Here is a 21,508-nt window from a genome sequence, read left to right on the forward strand (position 1 = left end):
AAGCGGTTGAAAACCCGGCGTGGTGTTCTGCCGGGCCCAACCAGAAAATGTGTTTCCCCACTTGTCTTGCCGTACAGAGCCTCAGTGGACGTCTCCCTGCGGCAGTAAACCTGCTTCGCCCCTGATTTTTAGCTTCGGCTTATAATAAGGCTTACGTACATGCTAAGCCCAGTTGAAACCCGGTTCTTCGTGGTGAATAGTTGTGCGGCAGGGGCAGCCAGACGAAAAAGCCTTCCGGCCATAGGCCGGAAGGCTTTTTAAAATTTAGGCAGGGGCAAGGCTTGCCCAAAGGCTTTTGGGTCAAACTCTACTCCGCGCTGGGCGCGGGTGAGGCCTGCGGCGTGGCTTCAGTAGAGCCTTCGGGGCGCGGGCCCCGGCCACTGCGGTTGCGGCCACCCCGCTTGCGGCGTTTGGGCTTTTCTCCGTTTTCACCCTCCGCGCGGGGTTCCCGGGGCGGGCGGGCCTCGCCTTCGGGGCGCGGGGCGCGCGGTTCGCGCGCCGGCCGGGCTTCCCCTTCGGGGCGGGGCGGGCGCTGATACGGCACGGCCGGGGCCTGGCCCGCATCAATGGCCGCCAGCGCCGCCTGGGCATTGGCAATCCGCTCTTTGTGGCGCGGGTCTTTCGGGTCGGCGTCGCGGCGGGGTGGGCGGCCACCTTCGCCGCGGGGCTGTCCGCCCTCGGGGCGCGGGCCCCGGCCCCCGCCGGAACGGCCGCCCCGTTCGGGCCGGCCGCCTATTTTGCCGCCCAGGCCGCTAAAGCGCTTGGGGTCAAACTCGGGCGCTTCGCCCAGGCCCAGGGCCTCGGTAATGTTCTGCTTCTCGATTTCGCGCTCGATCAGCTTTTCAATCTTCACCACGCGGTCCTGGTCCTGGTCGCTGATGAAGGTGATGGCCGTGCCCTTGGTGGCGGCTCTAGCGGTACGACCAATGCGGTGCACGTAGTCCTCGGCGGCGCGCGGAATATCATAATTGACCACGTGGCTCAGCGAGTCGATGTCGATGCCGCGGCTGAGCACGTCGGTGGCCACCAGAATGGGGAACTGCTTGTTCTTGAACTCGCGCATGATCTGCTCGCGCTCCTCCTGGGTCCGGTCCGAGCTGATGCCCTGGGCCACGTAGCCCAGCTTGTTGATGGCCCGCACGATGCCGGCCACGGCCGCTTTCTGGCTCGTAAACAGCACCATGCTCTGCACTTCCTGGGTTTTGAGCAGGTGCTCGAGCAAATAGATCTTCTGGCGGTCGAAGGCCATGTAGAACTGCTGGTCGATGCCGGCGGCGGGCTTGGATACGGCCAAGCGGATTTCCTCGGGCTCGTTGAGAATCTGCTTCGAGAAGTCCCGGATTTTGTTGGGCATGGTGGCCGAGAACAAGAGCGTCTGCCGCTGCTTGGGCAGCTGGCGCACGATGTTCAGAATGTCGTCCGAGAAGCCCATGTCCATCATCTTGTCGGCCTCGTCGAGCACCAGGTACTTGATCTGGTCAAACTTGACGTAGCCCATCTGCAAATGCGCAATCAGGCGGCCGGGGGTGGCAATGATGATGTCGGCCCCGCTGGTCAGGGCGCGCTTCTGCTGCTCCCAGTTCTCGCTTTTGCCGCCGCCGTAGATGGCAATGCTGCTGGCCTCGACGAAGTAGCCGAAGCCCGTCACCTGCTCGTCGATCTGGGTGGCCAGCTCGCGCGTGGGCACCAGAATCAGGGTGGAGGTATTGCCGTGCTTGGCGTGGGAAATCTTATCGAGCAGGGGCAGCAGGTAGGCGGCCGTTTTGCCGGTGCCGGTCTGGGCGCAGGCAATCAGGTCTTTGCCTTCGATAATTTTGGGAATGGCCTGCTCCTGAATGGGCGTGGCGTTCAGGTAATTCATGGCATCTACACCGGCCAGCAGGTCGTCGTGCAGATTGAAATCAGTAAACTTCAAGGTTCAGCGTGAGTATAGTGAGAAAAGGCTGACCCTGTTTTTCGGCCAGCGAACCGCTTGATTTGGGAGTAAATATACAGGTTTTCCTAGCTGGGCTAGTGCGGCAGCGTTGGCCCCGCGTGCGGCCCCGAAAACCCGGTACCTTTGGCGGCTGGTGCCCAACGTGCCCTCCAAGAGGACTGGCAGCACCGGTACACCGCTTTATTTAACGCTCAACACCCGATGCCCTTTTCCAGTTCTGTCGATTCCGATGCCGCGCCCTTGCCCTTTGCCGAGCTGCTGGTGCTGGAGCTGGCCAGCGTGCTGGCCGGCCCCCAGGTCGGGCAGTTTTTTGCCGAGCTGGGCGCCACGGTGCTCAAGGTGGAAGCCCCGGCCGGCGACGTGACCCGCACCTGGAAAACCAGCGCCGAACCGGCCGCCACCGACGTGTCGGCCTATTTCAGCTGCGCCAACTGGGGCAAGCAGTCCATCGTCGCGGACCTGACCACGGCCGCGGGCCTGGCCCGGGTGCGGGAGCTGGCCGCCCGCGCCGACGTGGTCATTGCCAGCTACAAGCCCGGCGACGCGGAAAAGCTCGGTGTCGACTACGACCAGCTGCGCACGTTGAACCCGCGGCTGATCTACGCCCACCTGACCGGCTACGGCCCCGAGTCGGCCCGGGCCGGCTACGACGCGGTGCTGCAGGCCGAAGCCGGGTTTATGTACCTGAATGCCCAGCCCGGCCAGGAACCGCAGAAAATGCCCGTCGCCCTGATTGACCTGCTGGCCGCCCACCAGCTCAAGGAAGGCCTGCTGACGGCTCTCTACCACCGGGCCTGCACCGGCCAGGGCAGCCTGCTGCGGGTGTCGCTGCTGGATAGCGCCTTGGCGTCGTTGGCCAACCAGGCCGCCACCTGGCTCGTGACCAGCCACGACCCCAAGCCCCTGGGCTCGGGCCACCCCAGCATTGTGCCCTACGGCACGGTGTACCGGGCCGGCAACGGCCGCAGCCTGGTGCTGGCCGTCGGGGCCGACCGGCAGTTTCGGCACCTCTGTGCCGCCCTGGAGCGGCCGGAGTGGGCAGCGGATGCGCGGTTCGGGACCAACGAGGCCCGGGTAGCGCACCGTGCCGCGCTGGAAACCCTGTTGCAGCAGCGCATCGGGGAAGTGGACGGCGATACGCTGCTGCGGGAGCTGGAGCAGCTGGGCGTGCCGGCCGGGGCGGTGCGCACGGTGGGGGAGGCTCTGACGCTGGAATCGGGGCGGCAGATGCTGCTGCCGGCGGCGGGCGGCGGCTTCGCGGGGCTGCGCACGGTGGCTTTCCGGAGCAGCGCCTGGCCGCTGGCGCCGACGTTGTCGCCTCCGCCGCATTTGGGCGAGCAGCCGGGCGACGGGGGCGTGGCGGGCAAGGAATTAGGCCGGTAGATACAACTATGAAACGTAGTTGTTGCGTAGATAAAAGCGGCTAAGAACCCGTTTGCGCCTTGCACGCCAAGGTGGCGGGTTGCTTTATTGCAAGTGGTTTGCTCCGGACTTAGGCCAGGCAATCCGCTTTTACTCACCGATTTTCTTTGCCATGCCCCACACGACCCCGCCCCCTGCAACGCCTCCCGTCGAGAACCTGGTAGCCTCGGCTGAAACGGCGGCCCCGGCCCCCAACGCCACGCCGGCCACCGACAACCCCAACGCCGGCGCCACGGCTACCAACAACCTGCCCACGGCCGCGCCCGGCTCGCCCACCGAAGCCCCCGCCGACCGCCTGGACCAGATTTTTGAGGGCCTGCAGCAGAAGTCCATTGCCAAGCAGGCCATTTTCCGCAACACCCGCGCCGCCTTCGATACGCTGCGCCTCGTGTCGCAGGAGCTGGTGGTGGAGCTCAGCCGCAAGATTACCCCCGTCGACTCGAACGTGCTGATTGAGTACCGGCCCGTCAACGACATGGAGTTTCACATCAAGTTCAGCGGCGACCTGCTCATCTTCGTGATGCACTCCAACATTGTCACCTTCCCCGACGACTACGGCCCGATGCCCTCCAAATACGTGGAGGCAGACTTCCGGCGGCGGTTTTTCGGCCACATCATGGCCTACAACTTCATGGCCGACAGCATCAAGTACCAGCGCATGAACGACCCGGGCTACCTGGTGGGCCGCCTGCTGATCAACATCGAAAACCACTACTTCTTGGAAGGCGTGCAGCAGCTGGAATTGCCCGACAACGACATGGCCGATAATCTGGTTACGCCCGACATGATGCGCCTGTTCGTGGAAAGCGCCATGATTGCGGCCGTCAACAACGACCTGGTGGCCCCGCCCATGCAGGATATCCAGAAAATCACCGTCAAGCAGAAAGTCGAAAACCAGCAGGTCAGCCGCGGTAGCAAGGTCGGCTTCAGCTTCTCCAGCGAGCAGCACCACAGCGTCGACGGACTTCTGTATTAATGTGGGTAATGTGAGAAATGTGCTAATGTGGGGAATGTGCTGATGTGCTAATTCATCTGTCATTGCGAGGCCGAAGGCTGAAGCAACCCGTCCGCTGCGCAGCACGACCTGATCTTTTACATTAGCAGGCGCAGCACGTTTCAGAGGATGGATGGCCGCCGCTTGAGGCGCGAAATATCATTCTTCCGCGCAATGACACCGGAATTCATTTCACACATTCTCCACATCAGCACATTTCCCACATTAGCACCTGAGCACATTACCTTTTCCCGTAGCCTACTTTTTCGCGGACTTTGTTCAGGACTTCGCTGCCGTAGGCCTGGGCTTTGCGGGCGCCTTCGGCCAGGCGCTTGTCTATTTCGGGCAGGTTGTTGATGTAGAAGTTGAACTGCTCCCGCTCCTGGGCGAAATGGGTGCGGATAACCTCGTAGAGGGCCGTTTTGGCGTGGCCGTAGCCGTAGCCGCCGCGCAGGTAGTTCTGGCGCATTTCTTCCACCTCAGCCGGGGAAGCCAGCAACGAGAACAGCTTGAACGTGGTGTCGGTATCGGGGTTTTTGGGCTCCTCCAGCGGGGTGCTGTCCGAGATGATGCCGCGGATGGTTTTGAGCAGGGCCTTGTCGTCCTGGAAGATGTCGATGATGTTGCCGTAGCTCTTGCTCATCTTCTGCCCGTCGAGGCCGGGAATGGTCATCAGCTGCTCATCGACGCGGGCCTGGGGCAGCACGAAGGTTTCGCCGTAGCGGTTGTTGAAGGTGCTGGCAATGTCGCGGGCAATTTCCAGGTGCTGAATCTGGTCTTTGCCCACCGGTACGATGTCGGCGTCGTAGAGCAGAATGTCGGCCGCCATGAGCACGGGGTAGGTAAACAAACCCGCATTCACGTCCGAGAGCCGGTCCGACTTGTCTTTGAACGAGTGGGCGTTGGCCAGCATCGGGTAGGGCGTGAAGCACGACAGATACCAGGTCAGCTCCGTCACCTGCGGCACGTCCGACTGGCGGTAGAACAGGTTTTTCTCCGTGTCGAAGCCGCAGGCCAGCCAGGCGGCGGCCACCGCGTAGGTGTTCTGGCGCAGCAGCTCGGCGTCGCGCACGGTGGTCAGGGAGTGCAGGTCGGCAATGAAGTAGAGCGACTCATTGGCCGCCGATTTCGACAGCTCGATGGCGGGCAGAATAGCGCCGAGCAGGTTGCCCAGGTGGGGCCGGCCGGTGCTCTGAATGCCGGTAAGAATGCGGGACATTGGGGAAAGAAAAATCAGTTGTTGGAATCGTGGGGGGCCGTTACGGCGTACGGCTGCCCGGTATTCAGGGCGTGAACAATGCCGATGATGTTGTCTAAGGTGACAGTTTTTTCTTCGACGAGCTTCCTCAAATCGGGACGCTGAGTCAGGTAGGGCAGGATGGCGTCCCGAAACTTCGACCCGCCGCCCGTCAGGCGGTTGCCCGAAATATGCGTGACGGGCCGCTCATTGGCGCGGCGCAGCAGAAAGACGCCGTATCGGACGGTACCGCTACCGGCACCCATCGTCATCGGGCGGTTCATGGATTCCTCGCAGCGCATCAGCATGACGTCGCCACTGTCGAGCACCTGCACAAAAGCCTTGTCCGACAAGTCGCCGCCCAACCATAGTGAATATTCGAAGCTGCTGACACTAACGTACTTCTGCTGGCCCAGCCGAAATGAGGAGACATCGGAGGGCGAGAACTGGGCCGTTTGGCCCGCCGCATTTTTGGCTACCAGCTCGGTGGCGCCGCGCAGCTTGAGTTTGACCCCGGTATAAACCGTTGGGTCGCCACTGAGCACGTAGGAGCCCGGCTCAAAGGAATTGAACTGCGCCCGTACCAAGTGCGAAAAAAGCAGGAGGGCAAGCAGGAGGAAAAAGCGCATCAGCAATACGGATAAGCAAATAAAGACAGTAGCTATTCGCGCCGCGAAAGACGCGTCTTGGGTCAGTGCGAGGCATAAGCGCAACGCCAGCAGCACACCCGTACGGCGGGCCGCCGCGAAGGTAAGCCAGTAAATCCGGACTTAGCTGTGCGCCGGACCGGGCCGGAGGCAAAAGCCGGCCAAGCGCCTTACACGCTGACGTCGGCGGCGGCTTCCTGCTGCAGCTCCACGGTTTCTTCCGGGCCCAGGTACCGGTCGATCAGGAAGTGGGCCAGGTAGAGCACGGGGGTGAGCAGAATGGCGGCGGCGAATTTGTACCAGTAGTTGGTGTTGGCCACGTCCAGCACCTGGTCGAAGCTCCAGTTGCCGAACACGTAAAATGCCACGAACAACACCACGAAGCTGTCGACGAGCTGCGAGACGAGGGTCGAGCCAGTGGCGCGCAGCCACACGTAGCGGCCTTTGGTGGCGCGGCGCAGCACCTGAAACACGGTGGCATCGAGCACCTGCCCGATGGCAAAGGCCGTGAGCGAGCCGGCAATGATGCCCAGGCCCTGCCGGAAAATCATCTGGTAGGCAAAGTCGATGTTGATGGGCTGGCCCTGGGGGTCCTGGCCGTTCACCTCGAGCCAGAAAGCCGCCGGGGGCAGCTTGGTAGTGGCGTAAATGACCAGGAAAGCAAACAGAATCAGGCCGGCCGTGAGGTAGCTCACCCGCAGCACGCCTTCCTTGCCGAAGTATTCGTTGATGATGTCCGTGGTGACGAATACCACCGGCCAGATCAGCACGCCCGCCGTCAGGTTATCGGGGCGGCCAATGAGGGGCTCCAGCGAAAAGATCTTGACCCCGATAATTTCGGCCAGCAGGGCATTGACAATAAAAATGCCGCTCAGTACCAGGTAGAGCTGCGTTTTCTTGTGGGCGAAAGTATTCAAAGGGCAGAAGTGTTAGGTTGGAGCCAGAGCGCCAAGCCAGATCGGGTGGTCGTGCCGCAGCCACTCAACCGCCCGATCCGGCCCGACGACCAAAAGTAACACCCTACTCCGGAATACTGATGGTTTTGCCCTCGGTAGCCAGCTCCACCGGCTCAAACACGGCCTGGGCTTCGCGCAGCAGCGGCTCCAGGTCGCGGTAGCGCGAGGAGAAGTGCCCGATCAGCAGGCGGCGGGCCTGGGCCTTGCTTGCAAACAGGCCCGCCTGCCGGGCCGTGGAGTGGTGGGTGGTAGCGGCCCGCTCGCGCATGTCGTCCAGAAAGGTGGCTTCGTGGTAGAGCAGGTCCACGTCGTGCACCAGCTCGGCCAGGCTTTCGGTGTAGAGCGTATCCGAGCAGAAGGCGTAGCTGCGCGAGTGGTTGGGGGCGGTGGTAACGTCGGTGTTGCTGAGCAGCAGGGTGCCGGCGTCGTCTACCAGGTCTTCGCCCTGGGCCAGGCCGCTGAGCTGAGCGGGCGTGAGGCCTTCGGGCAGACGGCTTTTGTCGAGGTGGCGGCGCTTGGGCTTTTCCCGGAACAGGTAGCCGCAGCACGGAATGCGGTGCCGCATGGGCAGCGTATGCACCGTCAGCAGGCGGTCTTCATACACCAGGGCATGCTGGTCGGGGTCGACGGCGGTAAACTGCAAGTCGAACGACAGCTGGGTGTGGGAATAGCGAAACTGCGTGGTCAGAATCTCGTCGAGGCCGGCGGGGCCGAAGAGCTGCACCGGCTCGGTGCGGCCCTGCAGGTGCATGGTGCTCAAGAGCCCAAACAGCCCGAAGAAATGGTCGCCGTGCAGGTGGGAAATAAAAATGGTGTGCAGGCGCTGGTGCCGCACCTTGTATTCCACCAGGCGGCGCTGGGTGCCTTCGCCGCAGTCAATCAGGTACGACTGGTTGCCCACCGTGAGCACCTGCGCGGTGTGGTGCCGATTGAGGAAGGGCGTGGCCGAGGCACTCCCCAGGATTTTCAACTCAAACTCCAAAATTCGCTGGTAGCTAGTAGCGGTGGGCCGTTCGCTTTACAAGATGGAAAAAGAAAAAGCTGTTGACCGTTAGTCGCTAGTTCAGAAAACTAACAGCTAACCGCCAACAGCTCACAGCTTCTAGTTAAACTATTCTTTGCTGGTCAGGTCCCGCTCGATGGCGTGCAGGAAGATCCGGTCAATGCCTTCTTCCACGGTGGGCAGAATGTGCAGCACCGACTCGAGCTTGGAGATGGTAATGAGCTTCATCACGTGGTCTTGCAGGCCGGTGAGCACCAGCAGGCCGCCGGTCGAGTTGCACAGACGGTTGGCAATCAGGATGGAGCTGAGGCCCGACGAGTCGGTGTACTTTACGTTGCCCAGATCCAGGATCAGGTTATTGATGCCTTCAGCATTCAGCTTCACGAATTCCGATTTCAGATCCGGAGCTACAGTGGTGTCGAGCTTCTTCTCGTCAATGGTGATAATCGTGTAAGTTTCCTTTTTATCAATCGAGTACTTCATGCCGTCGGTGGTTCGAGTTTAATAGAGTTGCGAAGGTAAGAAAAAAATGTTCCAGTACGGAGCGTCCGCAGGGCACTCAAGGTAGGCAAAATATAGAAATTATTTCAGGCGCCGGCCAGCTATTCCAAAGGTGAGCGTGGCCCAGGTACTTTGCCAATCGGCCGCTTTGTGGTCGGCCGCCGGCTCCATATACACCGAACTTACCATGTAGTTGCCCGGCGTGTTAAGGCGAAACAGCACCCGGCCGTTTTTGTTGGCGTGCAGCTGGCTTAGGCGCGTGGGCTGGCCGGGGGCGCGCTGCCACACCTGCACCAGCGCAGCCGGCAGGGGCTGGCCCCGGTACAGAATCAGGCAGGTGAGGGCGGCATCGGCGGGCAGGGAATACGGGTTTTGTTCGGGAACAATTTCCAGCGGCTGCCCGGTATGCCAGGCGTAGGCGGGCAGGGCGCCGGTGCTGCCCGAGCCCACCTGCACCAGCGTTTTGGCGCAGCGCCGGTAGGCCTCCCGGCCGGGCTTGTCGGCTTCGCCGCGCTGCTGGCGCAGGGCAGCAATTCGCTCTAAGCCATTCTCTTGCAGGTAGGCGTTGAACTTGGGCGCGTCCAGTTCCAGAAAAGCGTTGTTGGTACTGAAAGCCAGCAGGTGCACCCCGGGCTGGAGCAGCTCGACGCTGGTGCTTAGCGTGTCGGCGCGGGTAGCCAGGGCGGTTAAGTCGGTGGTGTCGGTGGGGGAGTAGTGCACAAAGCTGGTCAGGCGGCTGGACTTGCCCAGCCAACGGGTTCCGGTAAAATTTCCGCCCACAAAAACGTGCAGGTTGATTTTTTCGCCCGGCGTGACAAAAAAACGAGCCGGCAACAACCAAAATTCGTGGGCCCAGGCATTGCCCGTAAATAACAGCAGTGCCAGAGCCACCAATTGCAGGACGCGTATCACAGGCTAAAATGCAAAAGGGATAATTAAGAAATAATGAAGCCCTGATAATTGACGTAGGGGCTGGGCTATTCTAAAAATTAAGCAGGCTGCTTCCGGTAATTAATACGGAGTGCTAATTACGTACTAATCCGGGTAAGAAGTACTGGGGCCGCCGTGCTCAGCTCCGCAAAGTAAACCCCTACACTAACATACCAAAGCCTAGCTTCGAGAGAGGCCAGGCTTTGGGGAAAGAATCGACGGCCGCGCCCGGGCGCGGCGTTACTGCCGTTCCAGGGCCAGGGCGTAGGCCCGGTCGTAGTGCACGCGCAGGTTTTTCCAGTCGTAGAGCTCGGCCGAGCTTTCCACGTTGTTGCGCTGCATGATTCGCTCCCGGCGGTTGAGCTGCACGAAGTTCCAGAGCATGTCGGTCAACTCCTCGGCCGACTCGTCGAAGCTCTTTTCCTGGCGCTTGACCACGTAAATACCCTTGGCCTCGTGGTCGGGCACGGTTTCCATCACGTAGTCGCCGAAGCCCGACAGATCGGAGGTAATGGCCGGCACCCCCCGGGCCACGCACTCGAGCGGAGTGTAGCCCCAGGGCTCGTAGTAGCTCGGGAAAATGCCCAGGTGACAGCCGCGCACGAACTGCCCGTACTCCATGCCGAACAGGGGCGAGGTGGGCGACACGAAGTCGGGGTGGTACACGATTTTGACCCGGTCGTGCTGGTTGTTGACCAGGTTGGCGCGGCGCAGAAAGTTCAGGATGTCGTCGCCCGCGTCGTCCACCAGGTTGTGGGTGATGACCGGGGGCAGGTTCGTCGTTTTCCAGCTTTGCAAGGTGCGGCGGTAGCGCAGCTTCCAGTAGTCATCGACTAGGGCGTCGAGGTCGGGCAGGCGGTGGTCGGTGCTGGCGGCGGCGGCGTAGAACAGCCGCTCGCCCACCTGCCGCTCGATGGCCTCGCAGGTTTCCTGCACCTCATCCAGAATGGCCCGGCTCTGCAGCACCTGCGGATTGATGCTGTGGAAGGGGCGCTTGGTGATGAAAAACATGACCACCTGGCCTTCCAGTCCGCTTTGTTGCAGGCGGTAATTCAGCCGGGCCAGGGCCTCCAGGGTCAGGTCGAAGCCCTTGTTGTGGTACTCGTAGCGGCCCGAGGTGAAGAGGTAGAGCGTGTTGTCCAGATCAAACGAGTAGCTCTGGAAGAAATGGGCCATCACGAACTCGTGAATCTTGGACTTATACTGCTGGTGCAGGTTCTGAAACTCGTGCAAGGCCACAAACCGCTCGATATTCAGGCCGTTGGGCAGCACCGCGTCCGGAATCCGGTCGAGCAGGTAGATGCACTCGCGCACGGTCAGCTCGCTCACGGTGGTAAACACGTGGGAGCCGTGGGCGGCGGCCCGCTCGATGCGCACGGCGGTTTCGATGTTGAAATGCACGGCTTCCGCGGCCCAGTTCACCTGCATCAGGTGGTCGTAGAAGTTGGGGTCATTCATGGCCAGGTAGCGGCCCAGCAGCGTGGCGTGCGTGGTAAACACGATGTGCAAGGGCACCTGCTCGCGCCGCAGATCCGGAATGGCCACGCCGGTCATCCACTCGTGAAAGTGGGCAATGACGCGCTTGGGCGGCACCACGGCCTCGGCCAGCAGCTGCAGAAAGTGCTTGGCCTGGTGGCCAAAGGCCTCCACCTGGTGGAGCAGGTCGTCATTGTCGGGCGTCGGGATGCCGTGGTGGTTCCACAGGTCGGCCTTGATCTGGCCCAGCCGGTCGTAGGCCTGGTAGGGGTTGATGAGCACCACCCGGGGCTTGCCCGTCACGAGCCAGTGGCCGTAGTGCACCTCGTAGCCCTGGGCCCGCATCTGGCGCACGGCGGCGGCAAACGGGTCGTCGGTGGGCAGCCGCTCGAAGGCGTAGTCTTCCAGGGGCTCAAACTCGCTCTGGGCCTGAGCGGCAAAGTAGGGGCCCAGCAGGCAATACCGGTCGTCCCAGCCCAGCACCGTAGCCGGCACTTTCGAGCGAATCACGGTGTAGATGCCGCCGACCTGATTGCAGACTTCCCAGGCAACTTCCACGAGCAGCGCGTCGGGCGAAATGGCTTCGGGGGTGGGGAGCGGAACTTGCATGCGGTGGGTTTTGGCGTGGACTGGCAAGATATGGGCCCTATCGACATTTCCCGCAGAGGAGCGCAGAGTTTTCGCTGAGGTCCGCAGAAGAAAACCCTGCGCGCACCTCCGCAAAATCTCTACGCTCCTCTGCGGGAACGAACTACTGAGCTTCCTGCGAAATAATCAGCACCGAATACGGGGCCAGGCCAAACGTGGCGTGGAAGGGCAGCCCGTCGTATTCGCCCTCGGTGGCCTCGGTATCCAGGCTTTCGAAGTTGCCGAACTCCTCGTCGTAGCCTTCCCAGTCGCTGTTGAAGCGCACCCGCCAGTGGCCGCCGGCCGGCAGGCCCACGGCGTAGGCCGGGTGGGTCTGGTCGGCGAAGTTGGCCACGATGATAGTTTCGTCGCCGGCCCCGCCCTGGTCCCAGCGGCGGAAAGCCAGGATTTTGTCGGCCTCATTCACGTGGAATACCTCCGTGTGCTGGCCCAGCAGGCCGCGGGTATGGCCGTCGAGGTTGCGGCGCAGCCGGATCAGGTCGCGGTAGAGGTGCACCAGGCCGGCGTGCTGCTCGGCGTGCGCCCACTCCAGGGGCTGGTCGTCGGAGAAGTAGCCGTCGGCCAGCATTTCCTGGCCCTGAAACATCATCGGGATGCCGGGCGCGGTAAAGACCAGGGCCGCCCCGAGGGTGGCGCGCTTCTTCGGAAACCAGCTGTGGGCGTCGCCGGGCATGATTTCCTCGGTTACCCGCGACTTGCCGTTGGCTACCTCATCGTGCGACTCGGTGTAGATGATGCGCTGGAAGGCGTCGCCGTTATAGGTCTGGGCCAAGGTTTCGGCCACGGCCGCGAGGTTGCGGTCCGCGTCGTGGGGCGTGGTCAGGGCGTCGCGCAGGATGTTGACGAAGGCGGCATCCCACTGGGCCGAAAAGCCCTGGCCCTCGTCGGTGGTGGCCCGGGTGATGTAGGGGTTGCCCTGCAAGTCCTCGGCAATGGTGATTTTCCAGGGCATTTTCTCCTGGATTTCCTCATTGATCCACTTCATCAGGCTCCAGCCCTCGGGCAGGTCGCGGGCGGGGTCGTTGGAGCCGTCCACGTTGCGGATGTGGGAGATGGAGTCGCAGCGCAGGCCGTCCACGCGGTAGTCTTCGAGCCACATCAGGGCATTGTCGCGAATGTAGCGGCGCACTTCGGGGCGGCCGTAGTCGGGGCGGTTGTGGCCCCAGGGCGTTTCGGCGCGCCAGTCGTTGTAGAAGTAAATGCCGCCGCCGTCGTTTTCCTGCCAGCCGTCGAACTGCCAGAGGTCCAGGTCGCCGGGGCCGAAGTGGTTGTACACCACGTCCAGAATGACGGCAATGCCGTGGCGGTGGGCCTGCTTGACCAGCTCCTTGAACGCCTGCGGTCCGCCGTAGTCGGTTTCCAGGGCAAAGGGGTGGGCCGGGTTGTAGCCCCAGCTGCGGCCACCGGGAAACTCGGTGGGCGGCATAATCTCAATGGCGTTGATGCCCAGTCCGCGCAGGTAGTCGAGCTTTTCCACCACGTCGAGGAAGGTGCCGGGGCGGCTGGGGTCGGGGGCGTTGAAGGTGCCCACGTGCAGCTCGTAAATCACCAGCTCGTTCCAGGCCGGCATCTGAAACTGGTCGTCGGCCCAGTCGAAGGCGTGGTTGGGCACCACCGAGTTGCCGGCCGAGTGGGTTACTTCCCGGGCGTAGGGGTCGTGGCGGGTTAGCTCACCGTCGCCGGCGCGGAGCCAGAATTTGTACTCGGTGCCGGGCGCAAGGTCGGCAATGTCGGTGGCCCAGTAGCCGTCGGCTTCGTGGGTCAGGGGGTGTTGCTTGGGGTTCCAGTCGTTGAAGGGGCCCACGACGGCAACGGCATCGGCGTTGGGCGCCCAGACGCGGAAGGTAGTGCCGCTGGTGTGTGGAATGGCGCCCATGCCGGCTTGCAGCGCGGGAGCGGAGGGTAGGTCAGTTTCGGGCATTGGAAGCAAAAGATAACACGGCCCATAGAGCGGGCCGCTGTAGGTATCTAACTGCTTTTCTAGTGTTGAGGTTATTCGCCGCGTTTCAACGGGTTGAGGCTGAAGTAAAAAAACCGGCCCGGCCCGGCGGCAAGGCCCGTTGTGGAAAAACGGAAAAATACCGTGCTTGACCCCATGAATGCTCCCGACGCCCCTGTCTTCGAACGGATTACGCTCTACGACCACCGGCACGTCCGGCGGCAGCGGGGCAAGGCCCTCTCGCACATCGTGCCGGCCTTTGTGCTGCTGACCACCGCCCTGGCTACCCTGTCGGGCGCGGAGCAGCTGAGCGCCGTGACCATGCTGGAGTTTGTGGTGGGCGCTGCCTACGTGCTGCTGATGGTGCGGGAAATGCGCCACCTCAAACAGCACCCGCACCACACCGAGAAGGTCGCCTGGCTGGAGCTGGCCGCCGCCGGTATTCTGGCCCTGGAGGGCTACCACATCTGGCACCGGCACCACGAGGCCGACCTGCGGCGCGGCACGCCCACGTTTCACCTCCTGCCCTACCTGTACTATGCCGTGGCGGGCTTTTTTATTTTTCTGGCGTTTACTGTTTCCCGCATCCACCAGCGGCGGCACCTGCATCTGCACGCCGACGGCTTTGGCGGCCGGCTGCGGCTGTGGGGCCCGGCTTTCGGCTTCAAGTGGGCCGACGTGGCCACGGTGGAGCCCAGCGGCCCGGCCGACGTGGTGGTGCACCGCACCGACGGCACGCGCCAGCAGTTTTCCTTTGCCCATCTGCACGATGGAGCCGCCCACCGCGACCGGCTCGTGGCGCACGCCCGGCGGCGGCAGCAGGAAGGTGGCCCGGCGTAGCGGCAGGCCCGGCTAACCGGCCTCGCGGCCGCCCCAGGCGGGCAAAGTCCCGGCGGATTACGAGGAAAATCCGCCGGGATTTACGGCAAAGTCCGCCGGGATTTTGCCGTAAATCCCGGCGGTAAGATTGCCGGCCGGGAATAAATAGCGGAATTTTGGTGTTGTAATTAGATGCCGACTGCTGCCGCAAAACGCGGTTCAGCACCTGGCTCGGCGCTTTCTAATCCGTATTTCTGCTTTCATGCCCCGTCCCAAACCCGTCACCTACGGCCTGTATTCCTGGACGCCCGATTTCGGCTTCCGCTACATTCACCCCGCCAACCGCCGCACCTTCGAGTGGCTGGAGCCGATGGGTAAGCTGTTCGAGAAAATCGACGAAACCGACGACTGGATTCTGCTGCGCTACGACGAGCAGCAGTTTAAAGTCAGCGGCGAACTGTTCAACGAGTTGCACGACAAGCCCCCGTTCAGCTTCGGCGACCTGGTGGAGGAAACCAACCCCGAGCCCGGCCGGCCCCCGCACCGCGGCCTGATTTCGGACGTGTACTGGGACGAGGCCCAGCACCGCGCCCGGTTTCAGCTGGTCGAGAAAAAGCGCAAAGTAAAACGCGTGTTCGAAGCCGAGGAGCTGCGGCTGAGTTAATGTGCTAATGTGGGAGAATGTGCTCAGGTGCTAATGTGAGTTGAATGTGCTGAATGTGGGGAATGTGTCCTTGCGAGCCACGCGAAGCACCCGAAGGACAGCGTAGCTAATCCGTCCTCTGCGCAGTATGCCCCATCCTTTTACCAGAAAGCCCTTTCCTGCTCGCGCGGGAAAGGGCTTTTGCTTGTAACGCAAAGTTCCACTTCGCGAGGCGTTGGAGCCGGCCGAACGACCGTCGTGCAACGCCTCGCGAAGTGAAACTTCACGTTACACGGTTCAGGCGTCAGAGCTTTTGACACTAGCAGGTGCAGTACGTTTCAGCGGACAGATTAGCTATGCTGTCCTTCGGGTACTTCGCGTGGCTCGCAAGGACACATTCCCCACATTCCTCCCATTCAGCTCACATTAGCACCTGAGCACATTCAACTCACATTAGCACATTAAGAAAGCCCGATGGCGACGCCGATGATGATGGCTACGGCGGCCAGGGCTAGTAGGGCGAAGTAGAGCGGCAGCACGAATTTCCACCACGCGTCGAACCGCGCGCCGCAGGCGGCCACAATGGCGACCAGGGCCCCGTTGGTGGGCGTGATGATTTCGCACAGGCCCGCCCCGTACTGGAAGGCCAGCACCGTGACCTGGCGCGGCAAACCCAGCAGGTCGGAGAGGGGCGTGAGGATGGGCATGGTGAGCACGGCCTGCCCGCTTACGCTGGGCACGGGCAGGTGCAGGGCCGTGTGCACGCCAATCATGCTCAGGGCCGAGAGCGTGACGGGCAGCTGCGCCAGCGGGGCCGACAGGCCGTTGACGATGGTATCGACGATGTGGCCCTGCTCGAGCACCACGAAAATGGCGCGGGCAAAGCCGATGAGCAGGGCCGAAAACGCCAGGTCGCGGAAGCCCACGATGAAGGCCTCGGCCGTGCCATTGACGCCCAGTCCGCCCACCAGGCCGGCCAGCACGCCCAGCACGAAAAACAGGGCGGCCATCTGCTCAAAGCCCCATTCCAGCTTCAGCACGCCGTAGGTGAACACGGCAAAGGTGGTCAGCAGCAGCAGCAGCACCAGGCCCTGCCGGCCCGCGCCGGCCGTGGGGGCTTCCTCTTCCGGCAAGAGCTCGGGCGCTACCCGGTGGTTGGCCGCGTAGCGCATCGTGCCCCCAATCCAGATGAGCAGGGCCAGGGCCAGAAATGCCAGCCGGAACCCCGCGCCCGAGAGCAGCGGCAGCTGGGCCAGCTTCTGGGCAATGCCGACCTGGAACGGGTTCAGCGGACTAAACGAGGCACCCACGGCGGCGGCCCCGATGCTCACGGCCGCCGCCGTAATGACGGGGTAGCCCAGGCGGCGCATCAGCACCAGCAGCACGGGTATCAGCGGAATGATTTCCTCCTGCATGTTTTCCAGCACCCCCATCGTGGCAAACAGCAGGGAAACAATGGGAATGACCAGCACCTGCCGGCTACGCAATTTGCTCAGCAGCCAGTCGACGCCGCGGTGCAGGGCCCCGGTCTGGTCGACGACGGTGAACGTGCCGCCGGCCAGAAACACGAAGAAGATGACGGCGGCGGCATCGGCCATGCCCTTGGGAATGGCCACCATGGCCTCGGCCAGCGAAACCGGCGTGGCGGGTACGGCGTGGTAGGAGCCGGGTACCACCACGTCGCGGCCGGTGGCGGCATCGGCGTGGCGGGCAAATTCGCCGGCGGGCAGCACGTAGCTCAGCAGCGTGGCCAGCAGGATAAACCCGAGCAGCAGCACGAGCGGGTGGGGGAAGCGCAGGGTCTTCATCAGGGAGGCAAAGGTGAAAGAGCGGGCAATAATCCGCGAAAAATAGGAGGAATCCGCCAGCTGCTACCGAACTTGCCAGGGAAGGGCCCGGGGCCGGAACCCGCGCCCGGCCGGGTCGGTTGTGTCTGCTCGTATGCGTTTAGTCTCCTTCAAACAGTTGCCCATGGGCCAGCAGGCCGACGTGCTGCATCGGTGCGGCCACTTCCTGTCCGACCGTACCGAGGACAGCTTCGAGCTGCGCCTCTACGCGCTGGGCGACTTTTACGCCGAGGTGTGGCGCAGCAAAGGCGAGGAGCACATCCTGTTCATTCACCTCTTCCAGCACTCCCACGGCCTGACGGCCTACCTGGAAAAAATCCGCCTGCCGGAGGTGTAGCGGAAGTTTTTTGCCGGTCATCCTGAGCCTTGCGAAGGACCTTCCTTATCTGAGTGACAAGTCCCGAGTAAATGTAAAAAAGCCCTTTACCGTGCCGATGGTAAAGGGCTTTTGCGCGTTGAAGAACGTTTGTCACTTATCAGAGGAAGGTCCTTCGTCGCCGCTTAATGCGCGGAATGCTCAGGATGACAACTCTAACAACTGTCAACTGCCAACGAACAACTAAAACTGCTTGCCGCCAAACCACACCCCGAAAAAGTCGCCGGGGTTCCAGGTGGGGCGCGCCTCTGCCTGGGCCACCTGGTAGCCGATCAGGAAGTTGAGCTGCACGTACTTTTTGCCGGCCTCGAAGTCGAACGTGCCGCTCATGTCGTCCTGGGGCTTGTGGTAGGTGGCGGCCCGCCAGGCCTGCACGGTCTTGCTCAGGTCGTTTTTGCCGTCGGCGGTTTTGTTGCCGTACTTGATGTGCAGCGCCGGAATGCCCTGCATCACGAAGCTGTACTGGTCGGAGCGAATAAAGCGGTTTTGCTCGGGCTCGGGGTCGGCTTCCACGCTCAGTTGCAAGTATTCAGCGGCTTTGTTCACCGGCTCGGCCAGGCTGGAATGCTGGGCCCCCAGCGCCACCACCGACAGCAGCGGGGCAATGATGGTGGGCATGTCGGTGTTGATGTCGGCCACGAGCTGCTTTTTCGGCACGGTGGGCCGGGCCGCGAAATAGGCCGAGCCCAGCAGCCCCAGCTCCTCGCCGGTTTGGAGCACGAACAGCACCGAGCGGCGGGGTTTCTGGGGCAAATGGCTGTAGAGGCGGGCAATTTCCAGCACGCTGGCCACGCCCGAGGCGTTGTCGTGGGCCCCGTTGTAGATCGAGTCGCCCTTCACCGGGGCCCCCACGCCCAGGTGGTCGAGGTGGGCGCTGTGCACCACGTACTCGTCGCGCAGCCTAGCGTCGGAGCCGGTGAGCTTGCCCACCACGTTGTAGCTGTCCAGGTCCTGATAGGTGGAGATGTTCGTGAGCTTAGCCGCGCTGCGCAACGCTACCGACGCGGGCCGGCCGGCACCCAGGGCGGAAAAGACGGCCGAGGTATCGGTGGTGGCCTGCCGTAGCAGGGTTTGCAGCGTGCCGGCACCCACGGCGCCCAGCACCTTCAGGCCCGTGCCCGGCGCGTAGCTGCGCGAGGCCGCCACCTTGCCATCGGGGTCCAGCACGCTGTATACGCCCTGCCGGAAGCTGGGCAGGCCCGCCTTGGGGTTGCGCGCGGCCAGCAGCACGCCCACGGCCCCGTGGCGGGTAGCATTCTGCAGAATAGCCAGCACGTCCTGGCTGGCGGCCGCTACCGTCGAGGGAAAGGCCTGGGGCGCCCCGCGCACCACCACCACGATTTTGCCCTGCACGTCGAGGCCGGCGTAGTCGTCGTAGTGTAGCTCGGGGGCACTGATGCCGTAGCCGGCAAACACCAGCGGGGCATCGACGGCAACGCTGGGCAGCTCGGGGTGGGGGTAGAGCACAAACTCCTGGGCCGGGGCCAGCGGCACGGGCGCGGCGGAGCCGAGGCGCAGCACCAGCGCCGAGGTGGCCGGGTTGCTGAAGGCCCGCCGCAGCCGCACGCGCTGCACGAAGCTGCCTTCGTCGCCGGCCGGCTCCACGCCCAGGCTCCGGAGCCGCGCCGTCACGTAGTCGACGGCCAGCTGGTAGCCGGGCGTGCCGGGGCGGCGGCCCAGCAGCCGGTCGTCGGCCAGGTACTGAACGTGGGCTTTGAGGTCGTCGGGCTGCACTTTCTGCAGCGCCTTGGTGGTTTTCTTATCGAGAGTAAGCCGCTGGGCCTGCGCCGTAGCGCCGGCCAGGGCGAGGCTGCCGAACGCCAGCAGGGCTGCGCGCGAAAAAGGAAGAAGCATCATCAGATCCGGAACGGAAAAGTACTGTTACTCAGGAAGCGCCGCCCGCGGGTGGCACCGCCAAAAAGAGTATTCAACGGGGGAAAGGCGGCCGGTGGCGGAATTTTTTCCGGAGTAGACGAAAATCCGTCGGCGCAGAGGTGGGATATACTGCTCAGCTGCACCCAAATGCGTATCTTGCGGCCCGGTAAGCCTGGTCCGGCTCATCCTGCCTCTTTCTGGTTTGTTCGTGGTGGCGCGCCGGCCCTGGCCTCGCTGGAAGCTCAACTGTGCTTAAAACAGTCTACTTGGAAAAATTCAAAAAACGTGTTATAATGATCAGACTGGAGCCATTCACCCAAGCCGATTTTTCCCAGCTCATCGAATGGATTAAAGATGAGGAGCTGCTGATGAGCTGGTCGGGCTCCCTGTTTTCGTTTCCCCTGACCCAGGAAAGCCTGGCCTGGTACATCGAAGACACCAACGACCCGCTCACCTCCGACGCTTTCGTGTACCGGGCCGTCGACAGCAAAACCAACGAGGTGGTGGGCCATATTTCCCTGGGCGGCATCAGCCGCAAAAACCGCTCGGGCCGCATCAGCCGGGTGCTGGTGGGCAGCCACCAGGAGCGGGGCCGCGGCATTTGCCAGGGCATGATCAAGGCCATCCTGAAAATCGGCTTCGAGCAGCTGGGCCTGCACCGCATCGACCTGGGCGTGTACGACTTCAACAAGGGCGCCATTGGCTGCTACACCAAGGCCGGCATGGTGCTGGAAGGCACCTCGCGCGAGAGTCTGTACTTCAACGGGGCCTACTGGAGCCTGACGGAGATGAGCATGCTGGAAGCCGAGTGGGACAAGCTCTACGGCAAGGCCAAGCCCACGCTGACGCCGGCGCCGCTGCCGGCTCAGGACGTTTTGTAGAGGTACCAGCCCTGGCCCAGGGGCTTCACCACAATCAGGGACTCGGGGTTCATCGGGGGCACTTTGCGGGCGTCTGGCTCGTAGAGCAGCCCCACGGTATTGTCAATCAGGCCGCCGATTACGAATGCCACGCAGGCGTCGCAGTCGGCGGCCTTGCGCGTTACCCGGCTGATGTAGAGTGACTTGAGCAGGCGGTTGATAACCGGGTCGGCGTTGGCCGCGTCCTCATCAGCGGCCGGGGCCTGAAAGTCGGGGCGGCGTTGCAGCAGCTGCACGGCTTTGTTGAAATCGGCCTGCCGCCGGGTGAAGTGGGCCTCGATGTCGGCGTCGGAGCCAATCCAGAGGCGGATGTTGTTGACGGTGAAGTCGTACTCGGCCTGGGGGTGGGTCTGGTTGTAGCGGGCCCGCTCGGCGGCGGGCAGGCTTTCAAGCACCGTGAGCATCTGCCGGCCGAAGTTGGTCATGGCCAGGCCGCGCACGGCTTGCAGCTTCCAGGTGGCCTGCTTCACGAAGTGCAGGTAGAAGTCGTTGCCGCCGGTGGAGTCGCGCAGCTCCACGGCCACCACCGCCGTGCTGTCGGTTTGCTGCACCACCTCGCAGGCCCGGGCCATGCGGGCCGGAATCTGCTGGCCCAGGGTTTGGCGCCGGGCCTGCTGCTCGGCTTCGCAGCACAGGTAGTCGCGCATGGCCGGCCAGCCTTCCCGGGCCACGAAGCGCTCCGCAATGTGCAGGGGCGGCAGGGGCGAGTGGAGAGTAGCGCCGAGTAAGCCGAGCAGTAAAAACAGGTAGCGGTATTTCATCAGGAGGAAGCCAAACCCGCGCACCTCCACCGGGTTAGGGCACCGTTTAACTCCTAAATTTACCCGAAAGCCCGCACATTACCGCCGGCCGCCGCCAACTTTAAGGCCGCAGCATGTAGATATGCGGAATCCCATCTTCCAGGTACATGTCGCCAATCTGCCCGAAGCCGAAGCCCTGGTAAAACCGCTCCAGGTACTGCTGGGCCCCGATTTTGATGGGCTGGGGGCCGAATAGCTGCGCGCAGTGGGCAATGGCCTGCCGCATCAGCTCCTGGCCCAGGCCGAAGCGCCGCAGCGCCGGCGACACCACCACCCGCCCGATGCTGACCTGCGCGTAGCACTGGCCCGCGTCGAAGAGGCGGGCGCCGGCGGCCAGCTTGCCCTCGGCGGTGTAGCCCAGCAGGTGAACCGCGGCGGCGTCCAGCCCGTCGATGTCCTGAAACGGGCAGTTCTGCTCCACCACGAACACTTCCATGCGCAGCTGTAGCGCGTCGTAGAGTTCGGTGAGGGTGAGGGCGGCGAAGGGCTTGCTGATCCAGGTGAGCTGCATGGGCGTGGGGGCAATGGGTGAAGGGTAG

Annotated in this window: 19 protein-coding genes; 6 read left to right on the plus strand and 13 right to left on the minus strand. The window is 62.9% G+C overall.

Features of this window, described 5'->3' with window-relative positions; all coding sequences use genetic code 11:
• Positions 1 to 307: 307 nt before the first annotated feature.
• Positions 308 to 1,861 (minus strand): DEAD/DEAH box helicase, encoded by a 1,554-nt coding sequence (locus E5K00_RS00155; protein WP_394346322.1) that lies wholly within the window; start codon positions 1,859 to 1,861, stop codon positions 308 to 310.
• 276 nt (positions 1,862 to 2,137) lie between these two features.
• Between E5K00_RS00155 and E5K00_RS00160 the strand changes: the two genes are divergently transcribed.
• Both E5K00_RS00160 and E5K00_RS00165 read left to right on the plus strand, forming a co-directional pair.
• Positions 2,138 to 3,319 carry a CaiB/BaiF CoA transferase family protein gene (locus E5K00_RS00160; RefSeq protein WP_245328172.1) on the plus strand — a complete coding sequence of 394 codons (1,182 nt, stop codon included), beginning with the start codon at positions 2,138 to 2,140 and terminating at the stop codon, positions 3,317 to 3,319.
• Between the two features lie 151 nt (positions 3,320 to 3,470).
• On the plus strand, positions 3,471 to 4,334 hold the full coding sequence (locus tag E5K00_RS00165; protein ID WP_245328173.1) for a hypothetical protein: 864 nt from the start codon (positions 3,471 to 3,473) through the stop codon (positions 4,332 to 4,334).
• Positions 4,335 to 4,593: 259 nt separating this feature from the next.
• On the opposite strand, the gene trpS is transcribed toward E5K00_RS00165, so the two are convergent.
• The 8 genes from trpS to E5K00_RS00205 form a co-directional block, all read right to left on the minus strand.
• Positions 4,594 to 5,571 carry a tryptophan--tRNA ligase gene (trpS, locus tag E5K00_RS00170; protein ID WP_135460582.1) on the minus strand — a complete coding sequence of 326 codons (978 nt, stop codon included), beginning with the start codon at positions 5,569 to 5,571 and terminating at the stop codon, positions 4,594 to 4,596.
• Positions 5,572 to 5,585: 14 nt separating this feature from the next.
• Positions 5,586 to 6,218 (minus strand): hypothetical protein, encoded by a 633-nt coding sequence (locus E5K00_RS00175; protein ID WP_135460583.1) that lies wholly within the window; start codon positions 6,216 to 6,218, stop codon positions 5,586 to 5,588.
• 188 nt (positions 6,219 to 6,406) lie between these two features.
• Entirely contained in the window at positions 6,407 to 7,153 is a 747-nt protein-coding gene (locus E5K00_RS00180) for a queuosine precursor transporter (protein WP_135460584.1), read from the minus strand.
• A 103-nt stretch (positions 7,154 to 7,256) separates the two neighbouring features.
• A complete protein-coding gene (locus E5K00_RS00185) occupies positions 7,257 to 8,174 on the minus strand; it encodes a ribonuclease Z (protein ID WP_135460585.1) in 918 nt (305 codons plus the stop codon).
• A 129-nt stretch (positions 8,175 to 8,303) separates the two neighbouring features.
• Positions 8,304 to 8,678 (minus strand): STAS domain-containing protein, encoded by a 375-nt coding sequence (locus tag E5K00_RS00190; RefSeq protein WP_045687338.1) that lies wholly within the window; start codon positions 8,676 to 8,678, stop codon positions 8,304 to 8,306.
• Between the two features lie 99 nt (positions 8,679 to 8,777).
• Positions 8,778 to 9,608: a DUF4198 domain-containing protein gene (locus tag E5K00_RS00195; protein ID WP_135460586.1), complete on the minus strand. Its 831-nt coding sequence runs from the start codon at positions 9,606 to 9,608 to the stop codon at positions 8,778 to 8,780.
• A 258-nt stretch (positions 9,609 to 9,866) separates the two neighbouring features.
• Positions 9,867 to 11,711 carry a glycosyltransferase gene (locus E5K00_RS00200; protein ID WP_135460587.1) on the minus strand — a complete coding sequence of 615 codons (1,845 nt, stop codon included), beginning with the start codon at positions 11,709 to 11,711 and terminating at the stop codon, positions 9,867 to 9,869.
• Positions 11,712 to 11,853: 142 nt separating this feature from the next.
• Entirely contained in the window at positions 11,854 to 13,671 is a 1,818-nt protein-coding gene (locus E5K00_RS00205) for an alpha-amylase family glycosyl hydrolase (RefSeq protein ID WP_245328174.1), read from the minus strand.
• A 174-nt stretch (positions 13,672 to 13,845) separates the two neighbouring features.
• Here E5K00_RS00205 and E5K00_RS00210 point away from each other — a divergent pair, with 174 nt between their 5' ends.
• On the plus strand, positions 13,846 to 14,529 hold the full coding sequence (locus E5K00_RS00210; RefSeq protein ID WP_135460588.1) for a hypothetical protein: 684 nt from the start codon (positions 13,846 to 13,848) through the stop codon (positions 14,527 to 14,529).
• Between the two features lie 241 nt (positions 14,530 to 14,770).
• On the plus strand, positions 14,771 to 15,172 hold the full coding sequence (locus E5K00_RS00215; protein ID WP_135460589.1) for a DUF6960 family protein: 402 nt from the start codon (positions 14,771 to 14,773) through the stop codon (positions 15,170 to 15,172).
• 440 nt (positions 15,173 to 15,612) lie between these two features.
• Here E5K00_RS00215 and E5K00_RS00220 read toward each other — a convergent pair whose 3' ends face one another.
• On the minus strand, positions 15,613 to 16,959 hold the full coding sequence (locus E5K00_RS00220) for a YfcC family protein (RefSeq protein ID WP_135460590.1): 1,347 nt from the start codon (positions 16,957 to 16,959) through the stop codon (positions 15,613 to 15,615).
• Between the two features lie 133 nt (positions 16,960 to 17,092).
• Between E5K00_RS00220 and E5K00_RS00225 the strand changes: the two genes are divergently transcribed.
• Positions 17,093 to 17,335: a hypothetical protein gene (locus E5K00_RS00225; protein ID WP_135460591.1), complete on the plus strand. Its 243-nt coding sequence runs from the start codon at positions 17,093 to 17,095 to the stop codon at positions 17,333 to 17,335.
• Between the two features lie 222 nt (positions 17,336 to 17,557).
• Here E5K00_RS00225 and E5K00_RS00230 read toward each other — a convergent pair whose 3' ends face one another.
• Positions 17,558 to 19,231, minus strand: coding sequence for a M28 family peptidase (locus tag E5K00_RS00230; RefSeq protein WP_245328175.1), 1,674 nt, complete (start codon positions 19,229 to 19,231; stop codon positions 17,558 to 17,560).
• Positions 19,232 to 19,542: 311 nt separating this feature from the next.
• On the opposite strand from E5K00_RS00230, the gene E5K00_RS00235 reads away from it, so the two are divergent.
• Positions 19,543 to 20,130 (plus strand): GNAT family N-acetyltransferase, encoded by a 588-nt coding sequence (locus E5K00_RS00235; RefSeq protein ID WP_135460592.1) that lies wholly within the window; start codon positions 19,543 to 19,545, stop codon positions 20,128 to 20,130.
• Here the strand turns inward: E5K00_RS00235 and E5K00_RS00240 are convergent.
• A complete protein-coding gene (locus E5K00_RS00240) occupies positions 20,115 to 20,930 on the minus strand; it encodes a hypothetical protein (RefSeq protein ID WP_135460593.1) in 816 nt (271 codons plus the stop codon). The genes E5K00_RS00235 and E5K00_RS00240 overlap by 16 nt on opposite strands.
• Before the next feature lie 100 nt (positions 20,931 to 21,030).
• A complete protein-coding gene (locus tag E5K00_RS00245) occupies positions 21,031 to 21,480 on the minus strand; it encodes a GNAT family N-acetyltransferase (RefSeq protein WP_135460594.1) in 450 nt (149 codons plus the stop codon).
• Positions 21,481 to 21,508 lie beyond the last annotated feature (28 nt).

The sequence above is a fragment of the Hymenobacter aquaticus genome (genome assembly GCF_004765605.1).
Classification (GTDB): domain Bacteria; phylum Bacteroidota; class Bacteroidia; order Cytophagales; family Hymenobacteraceae; genus Hymenobacter; species Hymenobacter aquaticus.